This is a genomic window from Actinacidiphila paucisporea, from assembly GCF_900142575.1.
In the GTDB taxonomy this organism is placed as follows: Bacteria; Actinomycetota; Actinomycetes; order Streptomycetales; family Streptomycetaceae; genus Actinacidiphila; species Actinacidiphila paucisporea.
This window is the reverse complement of sequence record NZ_FRBI01000013.1, coordinates 32,867-52,541: the sequence shown is the minus strand read 5'-3', so window position 1 is coordinate 52,541 and position 19,675 is coordinate 32,867. Positions and strand designations below refer to the sequence as shown.

The 19,675-nt window shown below is 74.5% G+C and carries 13 protein-coding genes; 8 read left to right on the top strand and 5 right to left on the bottom strand.

What is annotated here, in order from left to right; translation table 11 throughout:
* The first annotated feature begins 2 nt into the window (after positions 1-2).
* The 8 genes from nusA (at position 3) to BUE44_RS20035 (ending at position 12,028) form a co-directional block, all read left to right on the top strand.
* Entirely contained in the window at positions 3-1,034 is a 1,032-nt protein-coding gene (gene nusA / locus BUE44_RS20070; protein WP_073500349.1) for a transcription termination factor NusA, read from the top strand.
* Positions 1,035-1,137: 103 nt separating this feature from the next.
* Positions 1,138-1,419 carry a YlxR family protein gene (locus BUE44_RS20065; RefSeq protein WP_073500348.1) on the top strand — a complete coding sequence of 94 codons (282 nt, stop codon included), beginning with the start codon at positions 1,138-1,140 and terminating at the stop codon, positions 1,417-1,419.
* Positions 1,420-1,582: 163 nt separating this feature from the next.
* Complete coding sequence (infB, locus tag BUE44_RS20060; RefSeq protein ID WP_073500347.1) at positions 1,583-4,720, top strand: translation initiation factor IF-2; 3,138 nt, start codon at positions 1,583-1,585, stop codon at positions 4,718-4,720.
* Between the two features lie 127 nt (positions 4,721-4,847).
* Positions 4,848-5,141, top strand: a complete 294-nt coding sequence (locus BUE44_RS20055; protein ID WP_073500346.1) for a DUF503 domain-containing protein — start codon at positions 4,848-4,850, stop codon at positions 5,139-5,141.
* A 34-nt stretch (positions 5,142-5,175) separates the two neighbouring features.
* Positions 5,176-5,742: a 30S ribosome-binding factor RbfA gene (gene rbfA, locus BUE44_RS20050; protein ID WP_079189904.1), complete on the top strand. Its 567-nt coding sequence runs from the start codon at positions 5,176-5,178 to the stop codon at positions 5,740-5,742.
* Positions 5,739-6,632 carry a tRNA pseudouridine(55) synthase TruB gene (gene truB / locus BUE44_RS20045; RefSeq protein ID WP_073500345.1) on the top strand — a complete coding sequence of 298 codons (894 nt, stop codon included), beginning with the start codon at positions 5,739-5,741 and terminating at the stop codon, positions 6,630-6,632. The genes rbfA and truB overlap by 4 nt, the downstream gene beginning before the upstream one ends.
* Before the next feature lie 227 nt (positions 6,633-6,859).
* Positions 6,860-10,744, top strand: coding sequence for a trypsin-like peptidase domain-containing protein (locus BUE44_RS20040; protein ID WP_073500344.1), 3,885 nt, complete (start codon positions 6,860-6,862; stop codon positions 10,742-10,744).
* Positions 10,745-11,059: 315 nt separating this feature from the next.
* Complete coding sequence (locus BUE44_RS20035; protein WP_073500343.1) at positions 11,060-12,028, top strand: bifunctional riboflavin kinase/FAD synthetase; 969 nt, start codon at positions 11,060-11,062, stop codon at positions 12,026-12,028.
* A gap of 31 nt (positions 12,029-12,059) precedes the next feature.
* Here BUE44_RS20035 and BUE44_RS20030 read toward each other — a convergent pair whose 3' ends face one another.
* The 5 genes from BUE44_RS20030 to BUE44_RS20010 form a co-directional block, all read right to left on the bottom strand.
* Positions 12,060-12,728: a response regulator gene (locus tag BUE44_RS20030; protein ID WP_200804471.1), complete on the bottom strand. Its 669-nt coding sequence runs from the start codon at positions 12,726-12,728 to the stop codon at positions 12,060-12,062.
* Between the two features lie 86 nt (positions 12,729-12,814).
* The gene (locus BUE44_RS20025) at positions 12,815-14,158 is read right to left on the bottom strand and encodes a sensor histidine kinase (protein ID WP_079189902.1); all 1,344 of its coding nucleotides are present in this window, start codon (positions 14,156-14,158) and stop codon (positions 12,815-12,817) included.
* A 10-nt stretch (positions 14,159-14,168) separates the two neighbouring features.
* Complete coding sequence (locus tag BUE44_RS20020) at positions 14,169-15,017, bottom strand: ABC transporter permease (protein WP_073500342.1); 849 nt, start codon at positions 15,015-15,017, stop codon at positions 14,169-14,171.
* The gene (locus BUE44_RS20015) at positions 15,014-15,943 is read right to left on the bottom strand and encodes an ATP-binding cassette domain-containing protein (RefSeq protein WP_073500341.1); all 930 of its coding nucleotides are present in this window, start codon (positions 15,941-15,943) and stop codon (positions 15,014-15,016) included. Before BUE44_RS20015 ends, BUE44_RS20020 begins: the two co-directional genes overlap by 4 nt.
* A 238-nt stretch (positions 15,944-16,181) precedes the next feature.
* A complete protein-coding gene (locus BUE44_RS20010; protein ID WP_073500340.1) occupies positions 16,182-19,160 on the bottom strand; it encodes an SCO5717 family growth-regulating ATPase in 2,979 nt (992 codons plus the stop codon).
* Between the last annotated feature and the right edge of the window lie 515 nt (positions 19,161-19,675).

Genomic DNA, 19,675 nt, shown 5'->3' with positions numbered 1-19,675 from the left:
CCGTGGACATCGACATGAAGGCCCTGCGGGGCCTGGTGCAGGAACGGCAGATCTCCTTCGAGCTGCTGGTCGAGGCCATCGAGTCGGCGCTGCTGATCGCGTACCACCGCGAGCCCGGCAGCCACCGGCGGGCCCGGGTGGAGCTGGACCGCACCAGCGGGCACGTCACCGTGTGGGCGACCGAGGACCCCGACGAGGTCGCCGAGGGCGCCGAGCCGCGCGAGTTCGACGACACGCCGTCCGGCTTCGGCCGGATCGCCGCGTCGACCGCCAAGCAGGTGATCCTCCAGCGGCTGCGCGACGCCGAGGACGACATCACCTTCGGGGAGTACGCCGGCCGCGAGGGCGACATCGTGACCGGGGTCGTCCAGCAGGGCAAGGACCCCAAGAACGTCCTGGTCGACATCGGCAAGCTGGAGGCCATCCTGCCGGTGCAGGAGCAGGTCCCCGGCGAGGAGTACAAGCACGGCGTCCGGCTGCGCACGTACGTCGTCCGCGTCGCCAAGGGTGTGCGCGGCCCGTCGGTGACCCTGTCGCGCACCCACCCGAACCTGGTCAAGAAGCTCTTCGCCCTCGAAGTGCCGGAGATCGCCGACGGCTCCGTCGTCATCGAGGCGATCGCCCGCGAGGCCGGCCACCGCACCAAGATCGCGGTCAGGTCGGCGCGCTCCGGGCTCAATGCCAAGGGCGCCTGCATCGGCCCGATGGGCGCCCGGGTGCGGGCGGTCATGGCCGAGCTGCACGGTGAAAAGATCGACATCGTCGACTGGGCGGACGACCCGGCCGAGATGGTGGCGAACGCGCTGTCGCCCGCCCGGGTCTCCCGCGTCGAGGTGGTGGACGCCGGCGCCCGCTCCGCGCGGGTCACGGTGCCCGACTACCAGCTGTCACTGGCCATCGGCAAGGAGGGGCAGAACGCCCGGCTCGCCGCCCGGCTCACCGGGTGGCGGATCGACATCCGCCCCGACACCGAGGGCGCCGAGCAGCCGCCCTCCGCGCCGCGCTCACCGGTGCAGGCGCGTCCGGAAGGCTGAAACCGGACGTACGTGTGGCCGAATCCCCGGCCGCAAGGAAACGGACAACCGTGCGTCGGCACACTCGAAGGAGTGAGGCCCGTGCGGGGAGGTAGACTGAAGAGTGTCTGGTCGGACGCTGTCGCCAGCATGCCCGGAGCGTACGTGCGTCGGCTGCCGTCAGCGTGCGGCCAAGACCGATCTGCTGCGTGTGGTGATGATCGGGGATGCGTGCGTTCCCGATCATCGCGGTACGCTGCCCGGTCGGGGTGCGTATCTGCATCCCGTCCTTGCCTGCCTCGACCTGGCGGTCCGCCGCCGGGCGTTCGGCCGGGCCTTCCGGGGCCCGGTGTCGCTCGATACCGCGGAACTGCGCCGGTTTGTCGAGCAGCAGGCGACCACGTAAGAAAGCAAGAAGACGTACGGCACGGGTCACCCCGTGCGATCAGGTACCTCGCGAGATGGAAGTAGGTCGAGATTGCGATGAGCACTCGATGAGTACGCGATGAGTACGCCCATGAAGTAGCGACGGTCCGGCGGACGATCACCCCGGACCTAAAAGGAGCGAAGTGGCTAAGGTCCGGGTCTACGAACTCGCAAAAGAGATGGGAGTTGAGAGCAAGGTCGTCATGGCCAAGCTCCAAGAACTCGGCGAGTTCGTCCGTTCGGCGTCCTCGACGATCGAGGCGCCGGTAGTCCGTAAGTTGACGGACGCATTCCAGGGTCCCGGCGGCGGCAACGGCGGCAAGTCCGCCGCGAAGCCCGCTGCACCCCGCAAGAGTGTCCCCGCCAAGCCGGCCCCCGCCCCGGGTGCGCCGGCCCGTCCCGCTGCCCCGGCACCCAAGCCGGCGGCCGGCGGTCCCGTCACCCCCGCGGCCCCCGCCGCGCCGAGCACCGGCTCCGCGCCGGCGCCCGGCCCGCGCCCGGGTCCCGCCGCACCCAAGCCGGCTCCGGCCGCGCCCAAGCCCGCCCCGGCCGCACCCGTGCCGGCCGCGGAGTTCCAGGCGCCGCCCGCCGCACCCCCGGCGAACCAGCCCACCCGGCCCGGTTCGGCCACCCCCGGCCCCCGTCCCGCCCGCCCGGCCCCGGCCGGCGGTCAGCGCGACGGCGGCCAGCGCGACGCAGGCCCGCGTGACGGCGGCCAGCGCGACAGCGGTCCCCGCCAGGGCGGGCGCCCCGCGCCCGGCCAGGGTGGCGCCGCACGTCCCGGTGGCGCCAGGCCCGCGGGTCCGCGTCCCGGCAACAACCCCTTCACGTCCGGTTCCACCGGTATGCCGCGCCCCGGTGGCGCGCCGCGTCCCGGTGGCGGCCAGGGCGGTGCCCCGCGTCCCGCGGGTCCCGGCGGCGGCGCTCCGCGCCCCGGTGGCGCCCCGCGTCCCGGCGGCGGCCAGGGCGGTCCCGGCGGTGCGGGCGGTTCCCGTCCGTCGCCGGGCGGCATGCCCCGTCCGCAGTCCGCGGGTCCGCGCCCGAACCCGGGCATGATGCCGCAGCGTCCCGCCCCCTCCCCGGGCGGTCGCCCGGGTGGTGGCCCCGGCGGCCGTCCCGGCGGTCCCGGTGGGCGTCCCGGCGGCGGTGGCCCCGGTGCTCGTCCCGGTGGCGGCGGCGGCTTCGCCGGCCGTCCCGCGGGTCCCGGTGGCGGCGGTCGTCCCGGTGGCGGCGGTGGCGGCTTCGGCGGCCCGCGTCCCGGTGGCGGCGGTGCTCCCGGCGGTGGCGGCGGCTTCGGCCCCCGTCCCGGCGGCTTCGGCGGACGTCCCGGTGGTCCGGGCGGCCGTGGCGGCACGCAGGGCGCGTTCGGTCGCGGCCCGGGCGGACGTCCGGCGCGCGGCCGTAAGAGCAAGCGCCAGCGGCGCCAGGAGTACGAGGCCATGCAGGCCCCGTCCGTGGGCGGCGTGCTGCTGCCCCGCGGCAACGGCCAGACCGTGCGCCTGTCGCGCGGTGCCTCCCTCACCGACTTCGCCGAGAAGATCAACGCCAACCCGGCGTCGCTCGTCCAGGTGATGCTCAACCTCGGTGAGATGGTCACGGCCACCCAGTCGGTCTCGGACTCCACCCTGGAGTTGCTGGCCGGCGAGATGAACTACGTGCTGGAGATCGTCAGCCCGGAGGAGGAGGACCGCGAGCTGCTCGAGTCCTTCTCGATCGAGTTCGGCGAGGACGAGGGCGGCGAGGAGATGCTCGTCTCCCGCCCGCCGGTGGTCACTGTCATGGGTCACGTCGACCACGGCAAGACCCGCCTGCTCGACGCGATCCGCAAGACCAACGTGGTCGCGGGCGAGGCCGGCGGCATCACCCAGCACATCGGCGCCTACCAGGTCGCCACGGACGTCAACGGTGAAGAGCGCGCGATCACCTTCATCGACACCCCCGGTCACGAGGCGTTCACCGCCATGCGTGCCCGTGGTGCGAAGTCCACCGACATCGCGATCCTGGTGGTCGCGGCCAACGACGGTGTGATGCCGCAGACGATCGAGGCGCTGAACCACGCCAAGGCGGCCGAGGTGCCGATCGTGGTCGCGGTCAACAAGATCGACGTCGAGGGCGCCGACCCGACCAAGGTGCGCGGCCAGCTCACCGAGTTCGGGCTGGTGGCCGAGGAGTACGGCGGCGACACCATGTTCGTCGACATCTCCGCCAAGCAGGGCCTGAACATCGACAGCCTGCTGGAAGCGGTGATCCTCACCGCGGACGCCTCGCTCGACCTGCGCGCCAACCCCGAGCAGGACGCACAGGGCATCGCGATCGAGGCCCACCTGGACAAGGGACGCGGCGCCGTGGCGACCGTCCTGGTCCAGCGCGGCACCCTGCGGGTCGGCGACACCATGGTCGTCGGCGACGCGTACGGCCGCGTGCGCGCCATGCTCGACGACAAGGGCGAGAACGTGGAGGAGGCGACCCCGTCGACTCCGGTGCTCGTCCTCGGTCTGACCAACGTGCCCGGCGCCGGCGACAACTTCCTGGTCGTCGACGAGGACCGCACGGCCCGGCAGATCGCCGAGAAGCGTGCCGCCCGCGAGCGCAACGTCCGCTTCGCCCGCAAGGGCGTGCGGTTCTCCCTGGAGAACCTGGACGAGGCCCTCAAGGCCGGTCTGGTGCAGGAACTGAACCTCATCATCAAGGGTGACGCGTCCGGTTCCGTCGAGGCCCTGGAGTCCTCGCTGCTCCAGCTCGACGTCGGCGACGAGGTCGACATCCGCGTCCTGCACCGCGGTGTGGGTGCGGTCACCGAGTCGGACATCGACCTGGCGACCGGCTCCGACGCGATCGTGATCGGCTTCAACGTCCGCGCGGCAGGCCGTGCCGCGCAGATGGCCGAACGCGAGGGTGTCGACGTCCGCTACTACTCGGTGATCTACCAGGCCATCGAGGAGATCGAAGCGGCGCTCAAGGGCATGCTCAAGCCGGAGTACGAGGAGGTCGAGCTGGGCACCGCGGAGATCCGCGAGGTCTTCCGCTCCTCCAAGCTCGGCAACATCGCCGGTGTGCTGGTCCGCTCCGGCGAGGTCAGGCGCAACACCAAGGCCCGACTGCTCCGCGACGGCAAGGTCATCGCGGAGAGCCTCAACATCGAGGGCCTGCGCCGCTTCAAGGACGACGTCACCGAGATCCGTGAAGGTTACGAGGGCGGTATCAACCTCGGTAACTACAACGACATCAAGATCGACGACGTCATCGCCACGTACGAGATGCGCGAGAAGCCGCGCGGCTGATGCCGCGGTCCGGCCGTACGGAACGCCGCAGGGCGTGCCGTACGGCCGGGCGGGGCTCGGGGCCGGGGCCGGTCGGCGGGGGAAATCCCGTCGATCGGCCCCGGCCGTCGCCTGTAACGTCGTACCCATGTATGCAGGCACGTTGTGCTTCGACCTGCTCCTGGGTGACGTACGGTCCCTGAAGGAGAAGAGGTCCGTGGTCCGTCCGATAGTCGCCGAGCTGCACCGGAAGTTCGGGGTGAGCGTGGCGGAGACCGGCGAACAGGACCTCTATCGCAGGGCCGAGATAGGAATCGCGGTGGTGTCGGGGGACCTCGCACACCTCAAGGACGTACTCGACCGGTGCGAACGCTGGATGATCGCCCGTCCCGAAGTGGAACTGCTGTCGGCACGGCAGCGCATCCACGGCGACGACGACTGAGACGAACGACCCAGGACACAGAGAGAAGAAGACGATGACCGACACCGCGCGGGCGCGCAAGCTGGCCGACCGCATCCGGGTCGTGGTCGCGGAGACCCTGCAGCGGCGGATCAAGGACCCGCGGCTGGGCTACGTGACGATCACCGACACCCGGGTCACCGGCGACCTCCGGGAGGCGACGGTCTTCTACACGGTCTACGGCGACGACGAGGAGCGGGCCGCCTCAGCCGCCGCGCTGGAGAGCGCCAAGGGCGTCCTGCGCTCCGAGGTCGGCAGGCAGACCGGGGTGCGGTTCACGCCCACCTTGGCCTTCGTGGCCGACGCCCTGCCGGACAACGCGCGGACCATCGACGACCTGCTGGCCAAGGCCAGGGCCGCCGACGAGGAGGTCCGCAAGTCCGCCACGGACGCGCAATATGCCGGCGACGCGGACCCGTACCGCAAGCCGGCCGAGGACGATGAGGACGACGAGGACGACCTTTCGGACTCGGCGTCCGGCTCCGACTCGGGCTCGGGCTCGGGTTCGGTTTCCGGCTCGGGTTCGGTTTCCGGCTCGGGCGACGCGGACCGGGACTCCGAGGGCGGTACGTCGCCGGCATGACCCGTACCGCACCTTCCTCCGGGCTGGTCGTCGTCGACAAGCCCGGAGGGCTCACCTCGCACGGCGTCGTCTCCCGCATGCGCCGGCTGGCCGGCACCCGGCGGGTCGGCCACGCGGGCACCCTCGACCCGATGGCGACCGGCGTCCTGATCATCGGTGTCGAGAAGGCCACCCGGCTGCTCGGGCATCTCGCGCTGACCGAGAAGGAGTACGCCGCCACCATCCGGCTCGGCCAGACCACGGTCACCGACGACGCGGAGGGCGACGTCACCGCGTCGGCGCCGGCTGCCGCGGTCGCCGCGGTCACGCGGGAGGCCGTCGACGCCGGCATCGCCGCACTGACCGGGCCGATCCAGCAGGTGCCGTCCAAGGTCAGCGCGATCAAGGTCAACGGCGTGCGGTCCTACACCCGGGTGAGGGAGGGCGAGGACTTCGAGCTGCCCGCTCGCCCGGTGACGGTCTCGTCCTTCACCGTCCAGGACGTACGGCCCGCCGACGGCGCGCTCGACCTCGACGTCACGGTCGTCTGCTCCTCCGGGACGTACATCCGCGCGCTGGCCCGCGACCTCGGCGCCGGCCTCGGCGTCGGCGGCCATCTCACGGCGCTGCGCCGCACCCGCGTCGGCCCCTATGACCTCGCGGGCGCGCGCACCCTCGAACAGCTGGAAGAGGACTTCGCCGTCCTCCCCATCGAGGACGCCGCGGCCGCGGCCTTCCCCCGCTGGGACGTCGACGCGGACCAGGCCACGCTGCTGGGCCACGGGGTCCGCATCCCGACCCCGGAGCTCGCCCCGGTCCCGCACGCCGCCTTCGGCCCGGACGGCCGCCTCCTGGCCCTGGTCGAGCCGCACGCGGGCCAGGCCCGTATCGTCGCGGGCTTCCCGGCGTAGCGTCCCCCCGTCCCCCGCCGCGCTGGACCTCACTGCACTGCCTGCCGGTTCCCGGCGCGAGCCCGTGGAAAGCACACCTCGCACGGGATCACCCGGATGGTCGGGCGCTCGTGGTGCAGGTGGGGCGCGGAGGGGGCGCCTTCCCGTTCGGCCCTGCCGAACAGACGCATCCACCCCCTACCGTCGAAGCGGGACGAATTGGGCGCGGTGGCGGGGGAGGTGCCGGAATGGCGGCGGCGGCACGGGGCGCGGCAGGCAGCGGACCGGACGACGTACTCATCCGGGTCTGCGACCTCGCAGGACGCCCCCGCGGCACCGGCTTCCTCGCCGACGGCGACGGCACGATGGTGACCAGCCACGAGGCCGTCGACGGCCTCACCCGCCTGGTCCTGCACGCCCCCGGCGGGCAGCTGTGCCTGGTGGAGGCCGCGGCCATCACCGCGCTGCCCGAGCAGGGCCTCGCCCTGGTGGCCACCGAGGGTCTGGGCGTGCCGCCGCTGCCGGTGGCACCCGGCGGCCCCGCGCACCCCGAGCGGCGGATACGGGTGCGGCTGCCGCAGCGTACGGACGGCTCGGTGCTGGGCACGGCCACGGTGACGTACACCGCCACCGACCGCTTCCACCTGCTGGAGGACGTCTACGAACTCGCCCTGGACGGCGGGGCCGACCTGAGCCGCGTACCGCCGCAGGCGTCCGGTGCCCCGGTGGTCGACGCGCTGACCGGGGCGGTACTCGGCGTCGTCGCGACCGCGCTGCACGCCGGGCACCGCGCCGCCGGCTTCGCACTGCCGCTGCGGCCCGCGGGAGCCCCCCGCGCCCTGGCCGACCTGCTCGCCCGCAATGCCGCCACCGTGCCCGGCTACGGCCCGCACCTGAACCTCGCGGGCGCGCTCCAGCTCACCGCCACCTCGGTCGGCGCCGCGGCCGGCTCCGGCGAGTGGCGCGAACCCGTCGCGCGCCCGGAGGTGGCCGGCGCGCTCCGGGACTTCCTCGCCGCGCGGGACGACGGCGCCCCGCTGGTGCTCGGGCTGGTCGGCGAACCCGGCACCGGCCGCAGCACCGAGCTGGCCCGGCTCGCCGCCCGCCGGGCCCGCGGCGCGCTGCCCGCCCCGACGGTGTGGCTGCGCGGCGCCGAACTGCGCCCGGCGGACGGCGGCATCAAGGACGCGGTGGAGCGCTCGCTGCGCACCGCGGCTCGGATCGTCGGCGCCGCCACGACCGCGGAGCCGCTGCACGCCTCGCCCGACGCCGTCGCCGGACTCGCCCGCGCCGCGGGACGCCCGCTGCTGATCGTCCTCGACGCCCCGGAGGAGATGCCCCCGGTGCTCGCCCACGCCCTTCCCGACTGGACGGCGGGCACCGCGAGCTGGCTACGGGCGGGCGCGGCCCGGCTGGTCGTCGCCTGCCGGCCCGAGTTCTGGGACCAGGCGGGCCGGCTGCTGCCCGCCGACCTGCTCCACGGGCGGCCCGTGGCCCTGCCGCAGCCGCTGCCGCCCTGCGTGCACGTCGGCGACCTGGACGCGGCGCAGGCCGCCGTGGCGCGCGAGCGGTACGGCGTACCCGACGGCGTGCTCGGGAGCGCCGACGCGGCGCATCCGCTGACTCTGCGCCTGCTGTCCGAGGTGCGCGCGGCCGTCCCCGGGGGCGCCGACGGGCAACCGACCCGCGCGCAGGTCTTCGCCGCCCACCTGGACCTCGTGTGCCTGCGGATCGCCGTCCGGCTGGCCGCGGCCGCGGAGCCCCCGGTGCGCGGCACCGGAGTACGGCGGCTGGCCGCCCGGGTCGCCGGCCATGTGCACGAGGCCGCCCGCCGCTGCCTCGGGCCCGGCCAGGGGGAGCTGGACCGGGAGGCCTTCGAGGAGCTGTTCCCGTGGCGCACGGGCTGGGCCTCCGCCGTATTGACCGAGGGCCTGCTGGTGCCCGCCGGCGCCGGCTACCGCTTCGCCCACGAGGAGGCCGCCGACTGGCTCCAGGCCCTGCACCTGGACGTGGGCGCGGCCCTGCAAGCCCTGGTCCACCGCTGGTTCGCCGCCCCGGCCGCGGGCCCGGCGGACGCCCCCGTACGGCTGCCCTTCCGCCCGGCCGCGCGCGCCGGCCAGGCGCCCGCCGTCCCGCAGGCGCCCGCCGTCGCCCCACCGTCCGGCCGCTCGCTCCCGGTACCGCGGCACCGGGCCGGCCCCGTCGTCCAGGCCCTCCTGATGGCGCCCCCGGCCGACCTGACCCGCCACCTGGCAGCCCTGGCCCAGGCCCTGGACCACAGCACCCCGCCACCCACCCGCTGCACCCCCCGCAAACCCGCCGCCCCGCCCCCGGTCGACCTCGACGCCGACACGGTGCCCAACCCCCGCACGCGCCGAACCGCCCAGCTCGACCCGGCGCCGGGAGGGCCGGACGGCGCCCCCGGCCCTTGGTGGCCCGATGCCGCGCCGGGGGCGGTTCGCCGGGGCGACCCGGGCGACAGCGGAAGGCCTGACATTGCCGCCGGTGCGGGAGGGACCGCCCGCACCGAGGCGCCGGACGCCATGCCGCCGTGGGACGCGGACGACGGCGGGTGGCCCGACGGTGTGGCGGTTGCCGGGCGGCCCGCCCGGCCAGGGCCTGCCGAGCGGCGCGGGGACGCGCTGTGGTGGGCGGCGCATCTGCTGCGGGAGGTGCTGCTGCGACTGCCGGACGCGACCGTCTGCCGTGCGGCGCTGCGGGACCTGGCCGCCAGGACTGCGGTGCGGGCGGTGGAGCGCGGGGGGTTCACACCCGAGGGCATGGGCGGGCTGGGCGACTTCGGGCCGTCCTTCTGGCGGCGCGTGCGGCTGCCGGTCGCCGAGCGGCTCGAACTGCTGCGGCTGCTGCTGCCCGCCGACGGCCCGCCGGGCGTCCCGGACCGCGCGGACCGCTTCCTGGCCGGGGTCGCCGAGCTGCTGTGCGAGAGCCCGGCCGAGGTGCTCCCGGCGGTGTGCGGCTGGTTCGACGACGACCGGCCGCTCCAGGCCCCGCCGGGGCTGGACATGCCGCGGCTGACCGTCGCCTCGGCCGCGCAGGCCCTGCTGCACACCCACCGCAGGCTGGCCGTCGACGACCTGACCGAGGCCCTGGTCGCCGCGGCGCACCCGGGCGCCGACGAGGTGCTGGCCGCGCTGGCGGAGGACGAGCCCTCGGCGGTGTGCCGGGCCGTCGACCGCTGGGCGCACGACCCGCGCCCCGACCGGCATGTCGCGGCAGCCGCGTACGGCCCGCGCGCCGCGCCCTTCGTCCGCTCCGACGCCGACCGCGAACTGCTCCGCTACGCCGCCCTCGCGATACTCGCCCGCCCCGCCGACTGCACCCTGCACGGCGCCGTCCTCGGCATGCTCGTCCGCGACCCGGTCACCCGCGGCCGCCATCTGACGGCCGCACTCGACCGCTTCACCGCCGGCGACCCCCGGCTGCCGGCCGGCGCGCTGGCCGCGGCGCTGACCACCCACCCCGAGCCGGTGCTCGCCGCCTTCCAGGCCCGGCTGCGGGCCGCCGAGACCCGCGGGGACGACGGCGACCTGCTCGCGGAAATGGCGGCTGTCACCGAGCCGGCGCTCGCCCGCAGGGTCGCCGCCCTGGTCCAGGACCACCTGCGCCACCGCCCGGCCGGGGCGGCGGGCGTCGCCCGCTTCCTCGACCTGCGACTCGAACACGGCCCCGCGGTGCGGGCCGTCGTCCTGCCGCTGACCACCGCCCTGCTGCGCGACCACCCGCCCGAGGTGCGCGGCACCCTGGCCGCGGTGCTCGCCGCCCCCGGGAGCCACCTGTCCCGGCCGCTGCGCCAGGAACTGCTGGACGCGGCGCTGGAGACCGAACGCGACCCCGACGTCCTGGACGCCCTCCTCGCCGCCGCGGCCGACGGCGCCGCCCGCCGCCCGCCACCCCTCACCCACGACCTGGTCCGCCGCCTCGCCCTGCTGCTGGGCCGCACGCCCGAGGGGGCCGCCCGCTTCGACCGCCGTGTCGTCGAACTCGCCGCCGCCACCCCCGACTTCTCCCGCCTCCTGCTCACCTGGCTCACCGACACGGCGACCTGGGACCCGCTCCTGGGCCCCAGCGCTCGCCACCGCCTCGCCCGCGACCGCCTCGCCCGCCACCGCTGACGACGCGTCCCCGGGCCGAGCCCGGTCAGGGATGCGACCACGTCGCACGTCGTCACCGTCCCGGGGAGCCGTCCGTTCCGGTGCGTACCGTCGGCCGGGGACGGCTGCCTTCCGGTGCCTCGCGCCCAGGAGCCGCCCGCCCGGCGCGGCGGTATCAGCCCGGCACCCGTTCGTGCCGCCGCGCACGGGGATGCGGAGCCGCCACGGACGCGGGCCCGACCGGCCCGGGGGAGCGCCCCCGGGCACGGACATGGCAGTCTTGGCTCTGCAGAAAAGTGAATGTCAGAGATTCGGCGAGGGAAGCGGAGCGTCAAGGTGCAGCGCTGGCGGGGCTTGGATGACGTTCCCGGTGACTGGGGACGCTGCGTCGTCACCATCGGCTCCTACGACGGCGTCCACCGGGGTCACCAGCTGATCATGGGCCGGGCGGTGGAGCGGGCGCGGGAGCTGGGGCTGCCGTCGGTCGTCGTGACCTTCGACCCGCACCCCAGCGAGGTCGTCAGGCCCGGTAGCCACCCGCCGCTGCTGTCCGCGCACCACCACCGCGCCGAGCTGGTCGCCGCACTCGGCGTGGACGCGCTGCTGATCGTCCCCTTCACCAGCGAATTCTCGAAGCTCTCGCCGAGCGAGTTCGTCCGTACGGTGCTGGTGGACGGCCTGCACGCCAAGTACGTGGTGGAGGGCCCGAACTTCCGCTTCGGCCACAAGGCCGCCGGTGACGTCGACTTCCTCTCGGCGCTCGGGCTGAAATACGACTACGAGCTTGAGGTCGTCGACCTCTTCATGCGCGGCGAGGCGGGCGGCGGCGAGCCGTTCTCCTCCACCCTGACCAGGCGGCTGATCGGCGCGGGCGACGTGGAGGGCGCGGCAGAGGTGCTGGGCCGGCCGCACCGGGTCGAGGGCGTCGTCGTCCGGGGCGCGCAGCGCGGCCGGGACCTCGGCTATCCCACGGCCAACGTCGAGACACTGCCGCACACCGCCATTCCCGCCGACGGCGTCTATGCCGGCTGGCTGCACGTCGGCGACGAGGCGATGCCCGCGGCCATCTCGGTCGGCACCAACCCGACCTTCGACGGCACCGCCAGGACCGTCGAGGCCTACGCCATCGACCGTGTCGACCTGGACCTCTACGGCCTGCACGTGGCCGTGGACTTCCTGACGTATTTGCGCGGGATGGAGAAGTTCGACACGATCGAGGCGCTGCTGGAGCGGATGGCCGACGACGTGAAGCGCGCCAGGGACCTGGTCGGGGCGGCCGAGCAGCCGTCCCGCTCGGACGGCTAGGTCCGGCTGCCGGGACCCGGCCGGTCGGCGCTCAGGTCGGGCGGACCAGGCGGGTCTCGTAGGCGAAGACCACCGCTTGGACGCGGTCGCGCAGCTCCAACTTGACCAGCACCCGGCTGAAGTGGGTCTTCACGGTGGCCTCGGCCAGGTGCAGCGACGCCGCGATCTCGGTGTTCGACAGCCCGCGGCCCACCTCCACCAGCACCTCGCGCTCCCTGGCCGTCAGCCGCGCCAGCCGCTCGTCCGCCTCGGGTCCCTCGGCGCCGCCCGCGGCCGGCAGCTGGTGCGCGAAATTCTCCAACAGCCGCCGGGTGATCCGCGGCGCAACCACCGCGTCCCCTGCCGCCACCGAGCGGATCGCCGCCAGCAACTCCTCGGGCAGCGCGTTCTTCAGCAGGAAACCCGAGGCACCGGCCCGCAGCCCGGCGAACGCGTATTCGTCCAGGTCGAAGGTCGTCAGGATCAGCACCTTCGACCGCGGGCAGCTCTCGATGATCCTGGCCGTCGCCTCGATGCCGTCCGTGCCCGGCATTCTGACGTCCATCAGCACGACGTCGGGCCGCAGTTCCCTGGCGAGCCGCAGCGCCTGCGCGCCGTCCCCCGCCTCACCCACCGGCTGCATGTCGGCCTGGGCGTCCAGCACCATCGTGAAGGCCATCCGCAGCAGCGGCTCGTCGTCGACCAGCAGCACCCGGATCACCGGTAGCGCCTCCTCGTCGCGCGGGACCGTCCGCCCGGGCGCGGAACCGCCCGCGGGCCGGGCGTCGGACGGTGCGGATTCTGCGGTCACAACGGCTCCGGAGTCGTCAGAGTGAGAACGGCGGCCACCTGCCAGCCGCCGCCGGGCAGCGGCCCCGCCGTCAGCCGGCCGCCATAGGCCGCGGCACGCTCCCGCATACCGGGCAGCCCGTGCCCCGCGGACCCGGCGTTGTCGCGCGGCGCCGCCGGCCCGGCGCCGTCATCGGTCACCGTGACCGCCACCGCCTCCGGCGTGCAGTCGACCTCGACCTTCGCCGTCGTACCTGCGGGCGCGTGCTTGAGGGTGTTGGTCAACGCCTCCTGCACCAGGCGGTAGACGGTCAGCTGCGCCGCGACCGGCACGGCCGCGGGATCGCCTGCCACGGCGAGCCGGGTCGGCAGCCCCGCCGCCCGCACCTGCTCGACCAGAGCCGACAGCTGTCCGACGCCCGGCATCGGGTGCCGCAGCGCGTCCGGCTCGTCGGCCCGCAGCACCCCGAGGAAGCGCCGCATGTCGGTGATGGCCTGCCGCCCGGTCGCCGACACCTGCCGCATCGCGGTGGCCGCCCGCTCCGGACTCCGCCGCTGGGCGAAGACCGCGCCGTCCGCGAGCGCCACCATCACCGACAGGTTGTGCGTCACGATGTCGTGCATCTCCCGGGCGATCCTGGCCCGCTCGCCGGCCACCGCGAGCTGCGCCTGCTGGTCCCGCTCCCGCTCCAGCCGCACCGCCCGGTCCTCCAGCGTCGCCAACCGGTCCCGCCTGCTGCGCATGTTGAGCCCGAGCACCATCGCCGCCGTCGCCATCGCCGACAGCGACACGAACGTCCCCGCCCCCCGCTCGTGCACCGACCACCGCAGCGTCGCCAGCACGACGCCGCCCTCCAGCATCGCGAACGCCACCAGCGTGCGGCGCCGGCTGCTGTAGGCGGCCACCGCGTACAGGGCGATCAGCAGCATCACGTCCGTCGGGATCCGCAGGCCGAAGGACCACTGCACCAGCGCCGTACCTGAGAGGGTGCAGAACACCGCCATCGGTGCCCGCCGCCGCCACACCAGCGGCAGCACCAGCGCCGCATGCAGCACCAGCAGCCGCGGGTCGTCCTGCAGGGGCCGCCGCAGGGCGGCAGCGGTCGCCAGGAACAGCCCCACCGCGAAGACCGCGTCCACCGTGGGCGGCGACAGCCGCAACCCCCTGGCAATCCGGGCATACCCCGCCCGGGCCGCCCGCTCGACCCGCGCCACCGGACCCGCCTCGGCGCCCACCGCCCCGGCCCTGTCGCCCTGCGCCTGTGCGGGACCTCGGGGACCCGGGTCGGCGCCGAGACCAGGGACCGGCGCCTGCGCGGCCTGCGCGGGCGGCCCGCTCGGCGGCGGCACCGCGTACGTCATGGCGCCGCCGTCACGCGTCGCGCCGCTTGAGCAGCACCGCGGCCGCCGCCAGCGCCACCACCGCGTAGAGGCAGAACACCGCGAACCCCGTCCATGGCGCCAGCGTATGCGCCTCCCGGTGCAGGGATATCAACGACTGGCCCGCATTGCTCGGCAGCCACTGGTTGACATGGTCCGCCCAGGACGCCGGCAGCGCTTCCGCGAGCACCGGCACCACCAGCAGCAGCCCGAACACCGAGGCGATACCCCCCGCCGTGTTCCTGATCAGCGCGCCGATCGCCACCCCGAGCAGCCCCACCACGGTGAGATACAGGCCCACACCCATCACCTGGCGCGGCACGCCGGGGTCGCTCAGCGACGTCCCTATGTGCTGCGAGGACATCGTCGCCTGGCCGACCAGGAAGGCGACGATCGCACCCGCCGTCATCAGCACCCAGGTGACCGCGGCATACAGCGCGGCCTTCGCCCACAGCACCGGCAGCCTGCCCGGCACGGCGGACAGCGACGCCCGGATCATCCCGGTCGCATACTCGCCGCTGACCATCAGCACCCCGAGCACGCCCACCGCGAGCTGCGCGAGGAAGAAGCCGCGCAGGCTGGTCATACCCGGCTGGAAGTCGGCCCGCTCATGTGCGTTCATATGCGCCCAGTGGCTCGCGGTGAACGCCGAGAACAGCGCCCCGAGTCCGATCAGCGCCACCACGGCGGCTATCAAGGTGTAGAAGGTGGACCGCAGGCTCCGCATCTTGATCCACTCGGAGTGCAGCACCCGCAGCTGGGTGACCTGGCCGCGCGGAACGACCGTCGCGGCCGGCGGCACGGCGCCGCCCGCCATGACCGTGCTGGTGGTCGTACTCATGCCGGCTGTCCTTCCCGCTCGCGCGCCGGGGACTGATACTCCACGGCGTCCCTGGTCATCTCCATGAACGCTTCCTCCAAGGACGCCTGTTGCGGCGTCAGCTCGGCCAGGGCTATCCCGCGGTCCGCCGCGATGCGGCCGATCCGGTCACTGCTCAGCCCGGTCACGTCGAGCACCTCGCGCTCGGTGGATCTCACCGTCACATCAGGCCCGGCCAGCGCTTGGCGCAGCTGGTCCGCCTCGTCCGTCCGCACCCGCACCGACGTGCCCGCCGCGGCCCGGACGAACTCCGCCACCGACGTGTCGGCCATCAGCCGGCCGCGGCCGATGACGATCAGATGCTCGGCGGTCAGCGCCATCTCGGACATCAGATGCGACGACAGCAGCACCGTGCGGCCCTCGGCGGCGAGGTCCTTGAGCAGATTGCGGATCCACAGGATTCCCTCGGGGTCCAGGCCGTTCACCGGCTCGTCGAGCACAAGAGTGGCCGGGTCGCCGAGCAGCGCGCTGGCGATGCCCAGTCGCTGGCCCATACCCAGAGAGAAGCCGCCCGCCCGCTTCCGTGCGACCTCGCGCAACCCCACGATGTCGATCACCTCGTCCACCCGGCGGCGCGGTATCCCCGTGGTGGCGGCCAGTGCCAGCAGATGGTTGTAGGCGCTCCGCCCGGTGTGGATCGCCCGCGCCTCCAGCATCGCGCCGACCTCGTGCAGCGGCGCCCGGTGCTGCGCATACCGCTTCCCGTTGACCGACACGCGGCCCGAGGTCGGTGCGTCGAGCCCGAGGATCATCCGCATCGTGGTCGATTTCCCCGCGCCGTTCGGCCCGAGGAAGCCGGTGACGGCACCGGGCCGCACGGTGAAGCTCAACTCGGTCACGGCGGCGCGCTCGCCGTAGCGTTTGGTCAGGGCGTGGGCTTCGATCATGGGGTGGACCTCTTGACGTGCCTCGGAGGGGGTCGATCCGGATGTCACCATCGTCCGTTTCCCGACCCTGCCCGCGCGACGGTCCACGGGCGGATTCCGTACCGCCCCGGCTGCATCCCCGGGGGGACACCGCATACGACCGGCGGGGTACTCGACCGGCCGCAGCCCGTACACGCCAAGGGCCGCCGCCGTGGCGACCCACGACGGCGGCCCGCGGACCGCGCTGTGCCTTCTGTCTCTACTGATGCTGCGGGGGCGGCGGCGGGTAGCCGTAACCCTGCTGCTCCGGCGGCTGTTCCGGTTGGTGTTCCGGCTGGTGGGGCACCGGCCAGCCCTGCTGCGGCTGGGGTGCCTGCGGCTGCGGCGACTGCGGCTGGAAGGGCGGCGCGGGCGGCTGCCCGCCGGGGCCGGCCTGCTGATACGGCTGCGGCGGGCCGCCGTACTGCGCGGGCGGTACCTGCCCCGGCTGCATCGGCTGGCCGTAAGGCGGCTGCCCGGGGTGACCCGGGTAAGCCGGTTGGCCGGGCTGCCCCGGAGGCGGGTAGCCGGCCGGCGCGCCGCCGTACGGTCCCGGCGCGCCGTAGCCACCCGGCATCGGCGGTGCCTGGTGCGGCGGCTGGCTCTGGCCGTCCCCCGTCCAGAGCCCCTGCGCCTGCTGGGCGCGGATGAAGTCCTCGGCGACCATCGCGGACAGGTGGAAGTACGCCTCCCGGGTCTTCGGCCGCATCATGTCGAGGTCCACCTCGGCCCCCGCGGCCAGATGCTCGTCGAACGGCACCACCTGCACCCCGCGGCAGCGGGTCTGGAAGTGCGACACGATGTCCTCGACCTTGATCATCTTGCCGGTCTCGCGGACCCCGGAGATCACCGTGATGCTGCGCGCGACCAGGTCCGCGTAGCCGTGCGCCGACAGCCAGTCCAGGGTCGTACTGGCGCTGGAGGCGCCGTCCACCGACGGTGTCGACACGATGATCAGCTGATCGGCCAGGTCGAGCACCCCGCGCATCGCGCTGTAGAGCAGACCCGTACCCGAGTCGGTGAGGATGATCGGATACTGCCGGCCCAGCACGTCGATGGCCCGCCGGTAGTCCTCGTCGCTGAAGGCCGTCGACACCGCGGGATCCACGTCATTGGCGATGATCTCGAGGCCGGACGTCGCCTGCGAGGTGAAACGGCGGATGTCCATGTAGCTGTTCAGGTACGGGATCGCCTGGACGAGGTCGCGGATCGTCGCGCCGGTCTCCCTGCGCACCCGGCGGCCGAGCGTGCCGGCGTCCGGGTTCGCGTCGATCGCCAGGATCTTGTCCTGCCGCTCGCTGGCGAGGGTCGAACCCAGCGCGGTCGTGGTCGTCGTCTTGCCCACGCCGCCCTTGAGGCTGATCACCGCGATCCGGTAGCAGGAAAGCACCGGCGTGCGGATCAGCTCCAGCTTGCGCTGCCGCTCCGCCTCCTCCTTCTTGCCACCGATCCTGAACCGGCTCGGCTGCGCATTCGCGCCCGGCTTCCTCGGCTTCGACTGGTTGCGCAGCAGCCGGTCGGACGACAGCTCCACGGCCGCCGTGTACCCCAGCGGTGCCCCGCCCTGCGTCGTGCGCTGCCGCTGATCCGGCGTCACCGTGGGCCAGCCGCCGGACCGCGGGTCCACCGGAGCCTGGTGCGCCGCCGGATCGCCGCCCAGCCGCGGGTCGTTCGCCTGGGGCTGCTGCGGGGCGTACGCCGCCGGCAGATTCTGCGCCTGCGGCGGCTGCGGGAAGCCGTACCCGCCCTGCGCGGGCAGCGGCGGCAGCGGGCCCGCGGACTCGGGCTCCGAACTCACTGGCCGCGGGTGAGCGGGCTGCGGAGGCGGCGGAAAACCGTAACCACCTTGTGCGGGCAGCGGCCTGTTCTCCGCCGGCGCGGGAGGCGGCGGCTGCTGGGGCAACCCGGTCGGTACGGCGTCGTGCGCCTGGGGCGGCCGCGGTTGCTGCTGCTGCGGGAAGCCGTAGCCACCCTGCCCGGCCTGCGGGGGCGCCGGCGGCTGCGGGAAGCCGTATCCGCCCTGCGGGTCGGGCTGGGCCGGGGCCGCGGGCACGTTCGGTGCGGGCTGCGGGAAGCCGTATCCGCCCTGGGTGTCGGGCGCGGGCGGCTGGGGGGCGGGGAAGCCGCCGGCCTGGGGATACGGGGTCGGTGCGACGGGCGCGGGCGGGGGATAGGCGGCCGGCGGGCCTTGGGGCGGCCCCGCCTGAGCGACCGGCGGCGACGCCGGAGCGGGGAAGGACTGCGAACTTTCCGGAGTCGGATACTGCGCTTCCGCGCGCTCGAAGTGCGGCGGGAGCGGCGGCACCGCACTCTGCGGCGCCGCGGGCGCCCATGGAGCAGACTCGGCAACAGGCGGCGCCTGCGGCGGCGGCGTCCACACGGGCGGCCGGTTCGCAGGCGGGGTGTCCTGCGGCACGGCGTCCTGCGGCGGCGCCTCGACCGGCCGCGCGTCCTGCGGTTCTGCCCGCGCCTCTTCCGCGGCCACCGCCGCGGGCTCGGCAGTATGCGGCTCCTCGGCCGCCGGCTGCGGGGACGCCGACGCGACGTCCTCGATCCTTACGCCGGCCCGCTCCTCGACCTCCTGGCGCAGCGCGGCGGCGCTGAACCGTACGGTCTCGCGAGCCACCAGGTCGCCCCGCGACTCCGCGACGTCCTCGTCATCCGCCACGTGCTGCGGCTTGGGCGCGCGCTCCGCTTCCGGCTCGTGGGCCGGGGCGACCGGCGCGTGAAGGGCGGGCGACACCGGAGTGCCGGACCACGCGGGGCGCGCGGGAACCGCGCTCGGCGCCTCGGGCTCCCGCGGCTGCGGCGGCTCCGGTGCGGAAGACTGCGGCGCCGCCGCCGACCAGGACGCGCCGCCGGCCAACGGCGTGGCACCTGCGGCGGGTTCCTGCGGCGCGGGCGGCGGCGGCATCTCCCACACCGGCACACGCGTCGTCACGTCCTCGGCCGACAGCACGCCCGGTTCCGGCGCGACCGGTGCCTCGGGCGGCGCAGGAGCCGGCGCCTCGACCGGCTCGGGCTGCGGCCCTTGCACCGCCGCCGTGCCCGCGCCTTCGTCGCCGCTTGCGCTGCCGTTCTGCATGTACCAAGCCGGCGGGGTGAAGTCGAAGCGGTACTCGCCCGTCGCGTCGCCTTCGGCCGGTTCCTCGACAGGGGCGGCCCCGCCCGCGCGGTTGTCGTCCCGATCGCTGTTCACTGTGCCTCCCGGTCTGCGTCGGGGAGCTACCTGTAGCCGATCCCCGCCCCGTGCGCCGCAGGGCAACCGCCCGTTCGCCACTGTCCTGCCGCTCTCGACGGACAGCCTAATCGCCGGGGCACGTCCACCGTCAGGCCGCCCGCACCCGCTTGCCCCATTCCCACGCCACCGCCCCCGCCAACGGCACGTGCCTGTCCCTCCGCCACGAGGCGTCTCATCCGCCCGTTCCCGGCCTATTGCCCCATTTCACACCACCCCACACCTCGACTCACACCAACCCCGCAAGACCCGCGCCCGACCAGATGGTGGAGAGGCGCCATCCCTCCACAAGGGGGCACGCACCCACCGCGCGAGAGCCTGCGCCAGACGGCGAAGAAGGCACCGCGCCTCGGCAATTGGGCAGCCACCCAGGGGCGCGAGGAACGGCGCGCCCAACCGAAACGGCGCAGCAGGCAAGCGCCCACCGCAAGGGGCACCCCCTCAGGGGCGCGGGGAACTGCGCGCCCAGCCTGCCA

Bases quoted from the DNA above. Each gene is read 5' to 3' on its own strand.
- BUE44_RS20055 (WP_073500346.1), top strand. From the start codon at position 4,848: ATGTATGCAGGCACGTTGTGCTTCGACCTGCTCCTGGGTGACGTACGG.
- rbfA (WP_079189904.1), top strand. From the start codon at position 5,176: ATGACCGACACCGCGCGGGCGCGCAAGCTGGCCGACCGCATCCGGGTC.
- truB (WP_073500345.1), top strand. From the start codon at position 5,739: ATGACCCGTACCGCACCTTCCTCCGGGCTGGTCGTCGTCGACAAGCCC.
- BUE44_RS20040 (WP_073500344.1), top strand. From the start codon at position 6,860: ATGGCGGCGGCGGCACGGGGCGCGGCAGGCAGCGGACCGGACGACGTA.
- BUE44_RS20025 (WP_079189902.1), bottom strand. From the start codon at position 14,158: ATGACGTACGCGGTGCCGCCGCCGAGCGGGCCGCCCGCGCAGGCCGCG.
- BUE44_RS20020 (WP_073500342.1), bottom strand. From the start codon at position 15,017: ATGAGTACGACCACCAGCACGGTCATGGCGGGCGGCGCCGTGCCGCCG.
- BUE44_RS20015 (WP_073500341.1), bottom strand. From the start codon at position 15,943: ATGATCGAAGCCCACGCCCTGACCAAACGCTACGGCGAGCGCGCCGCC.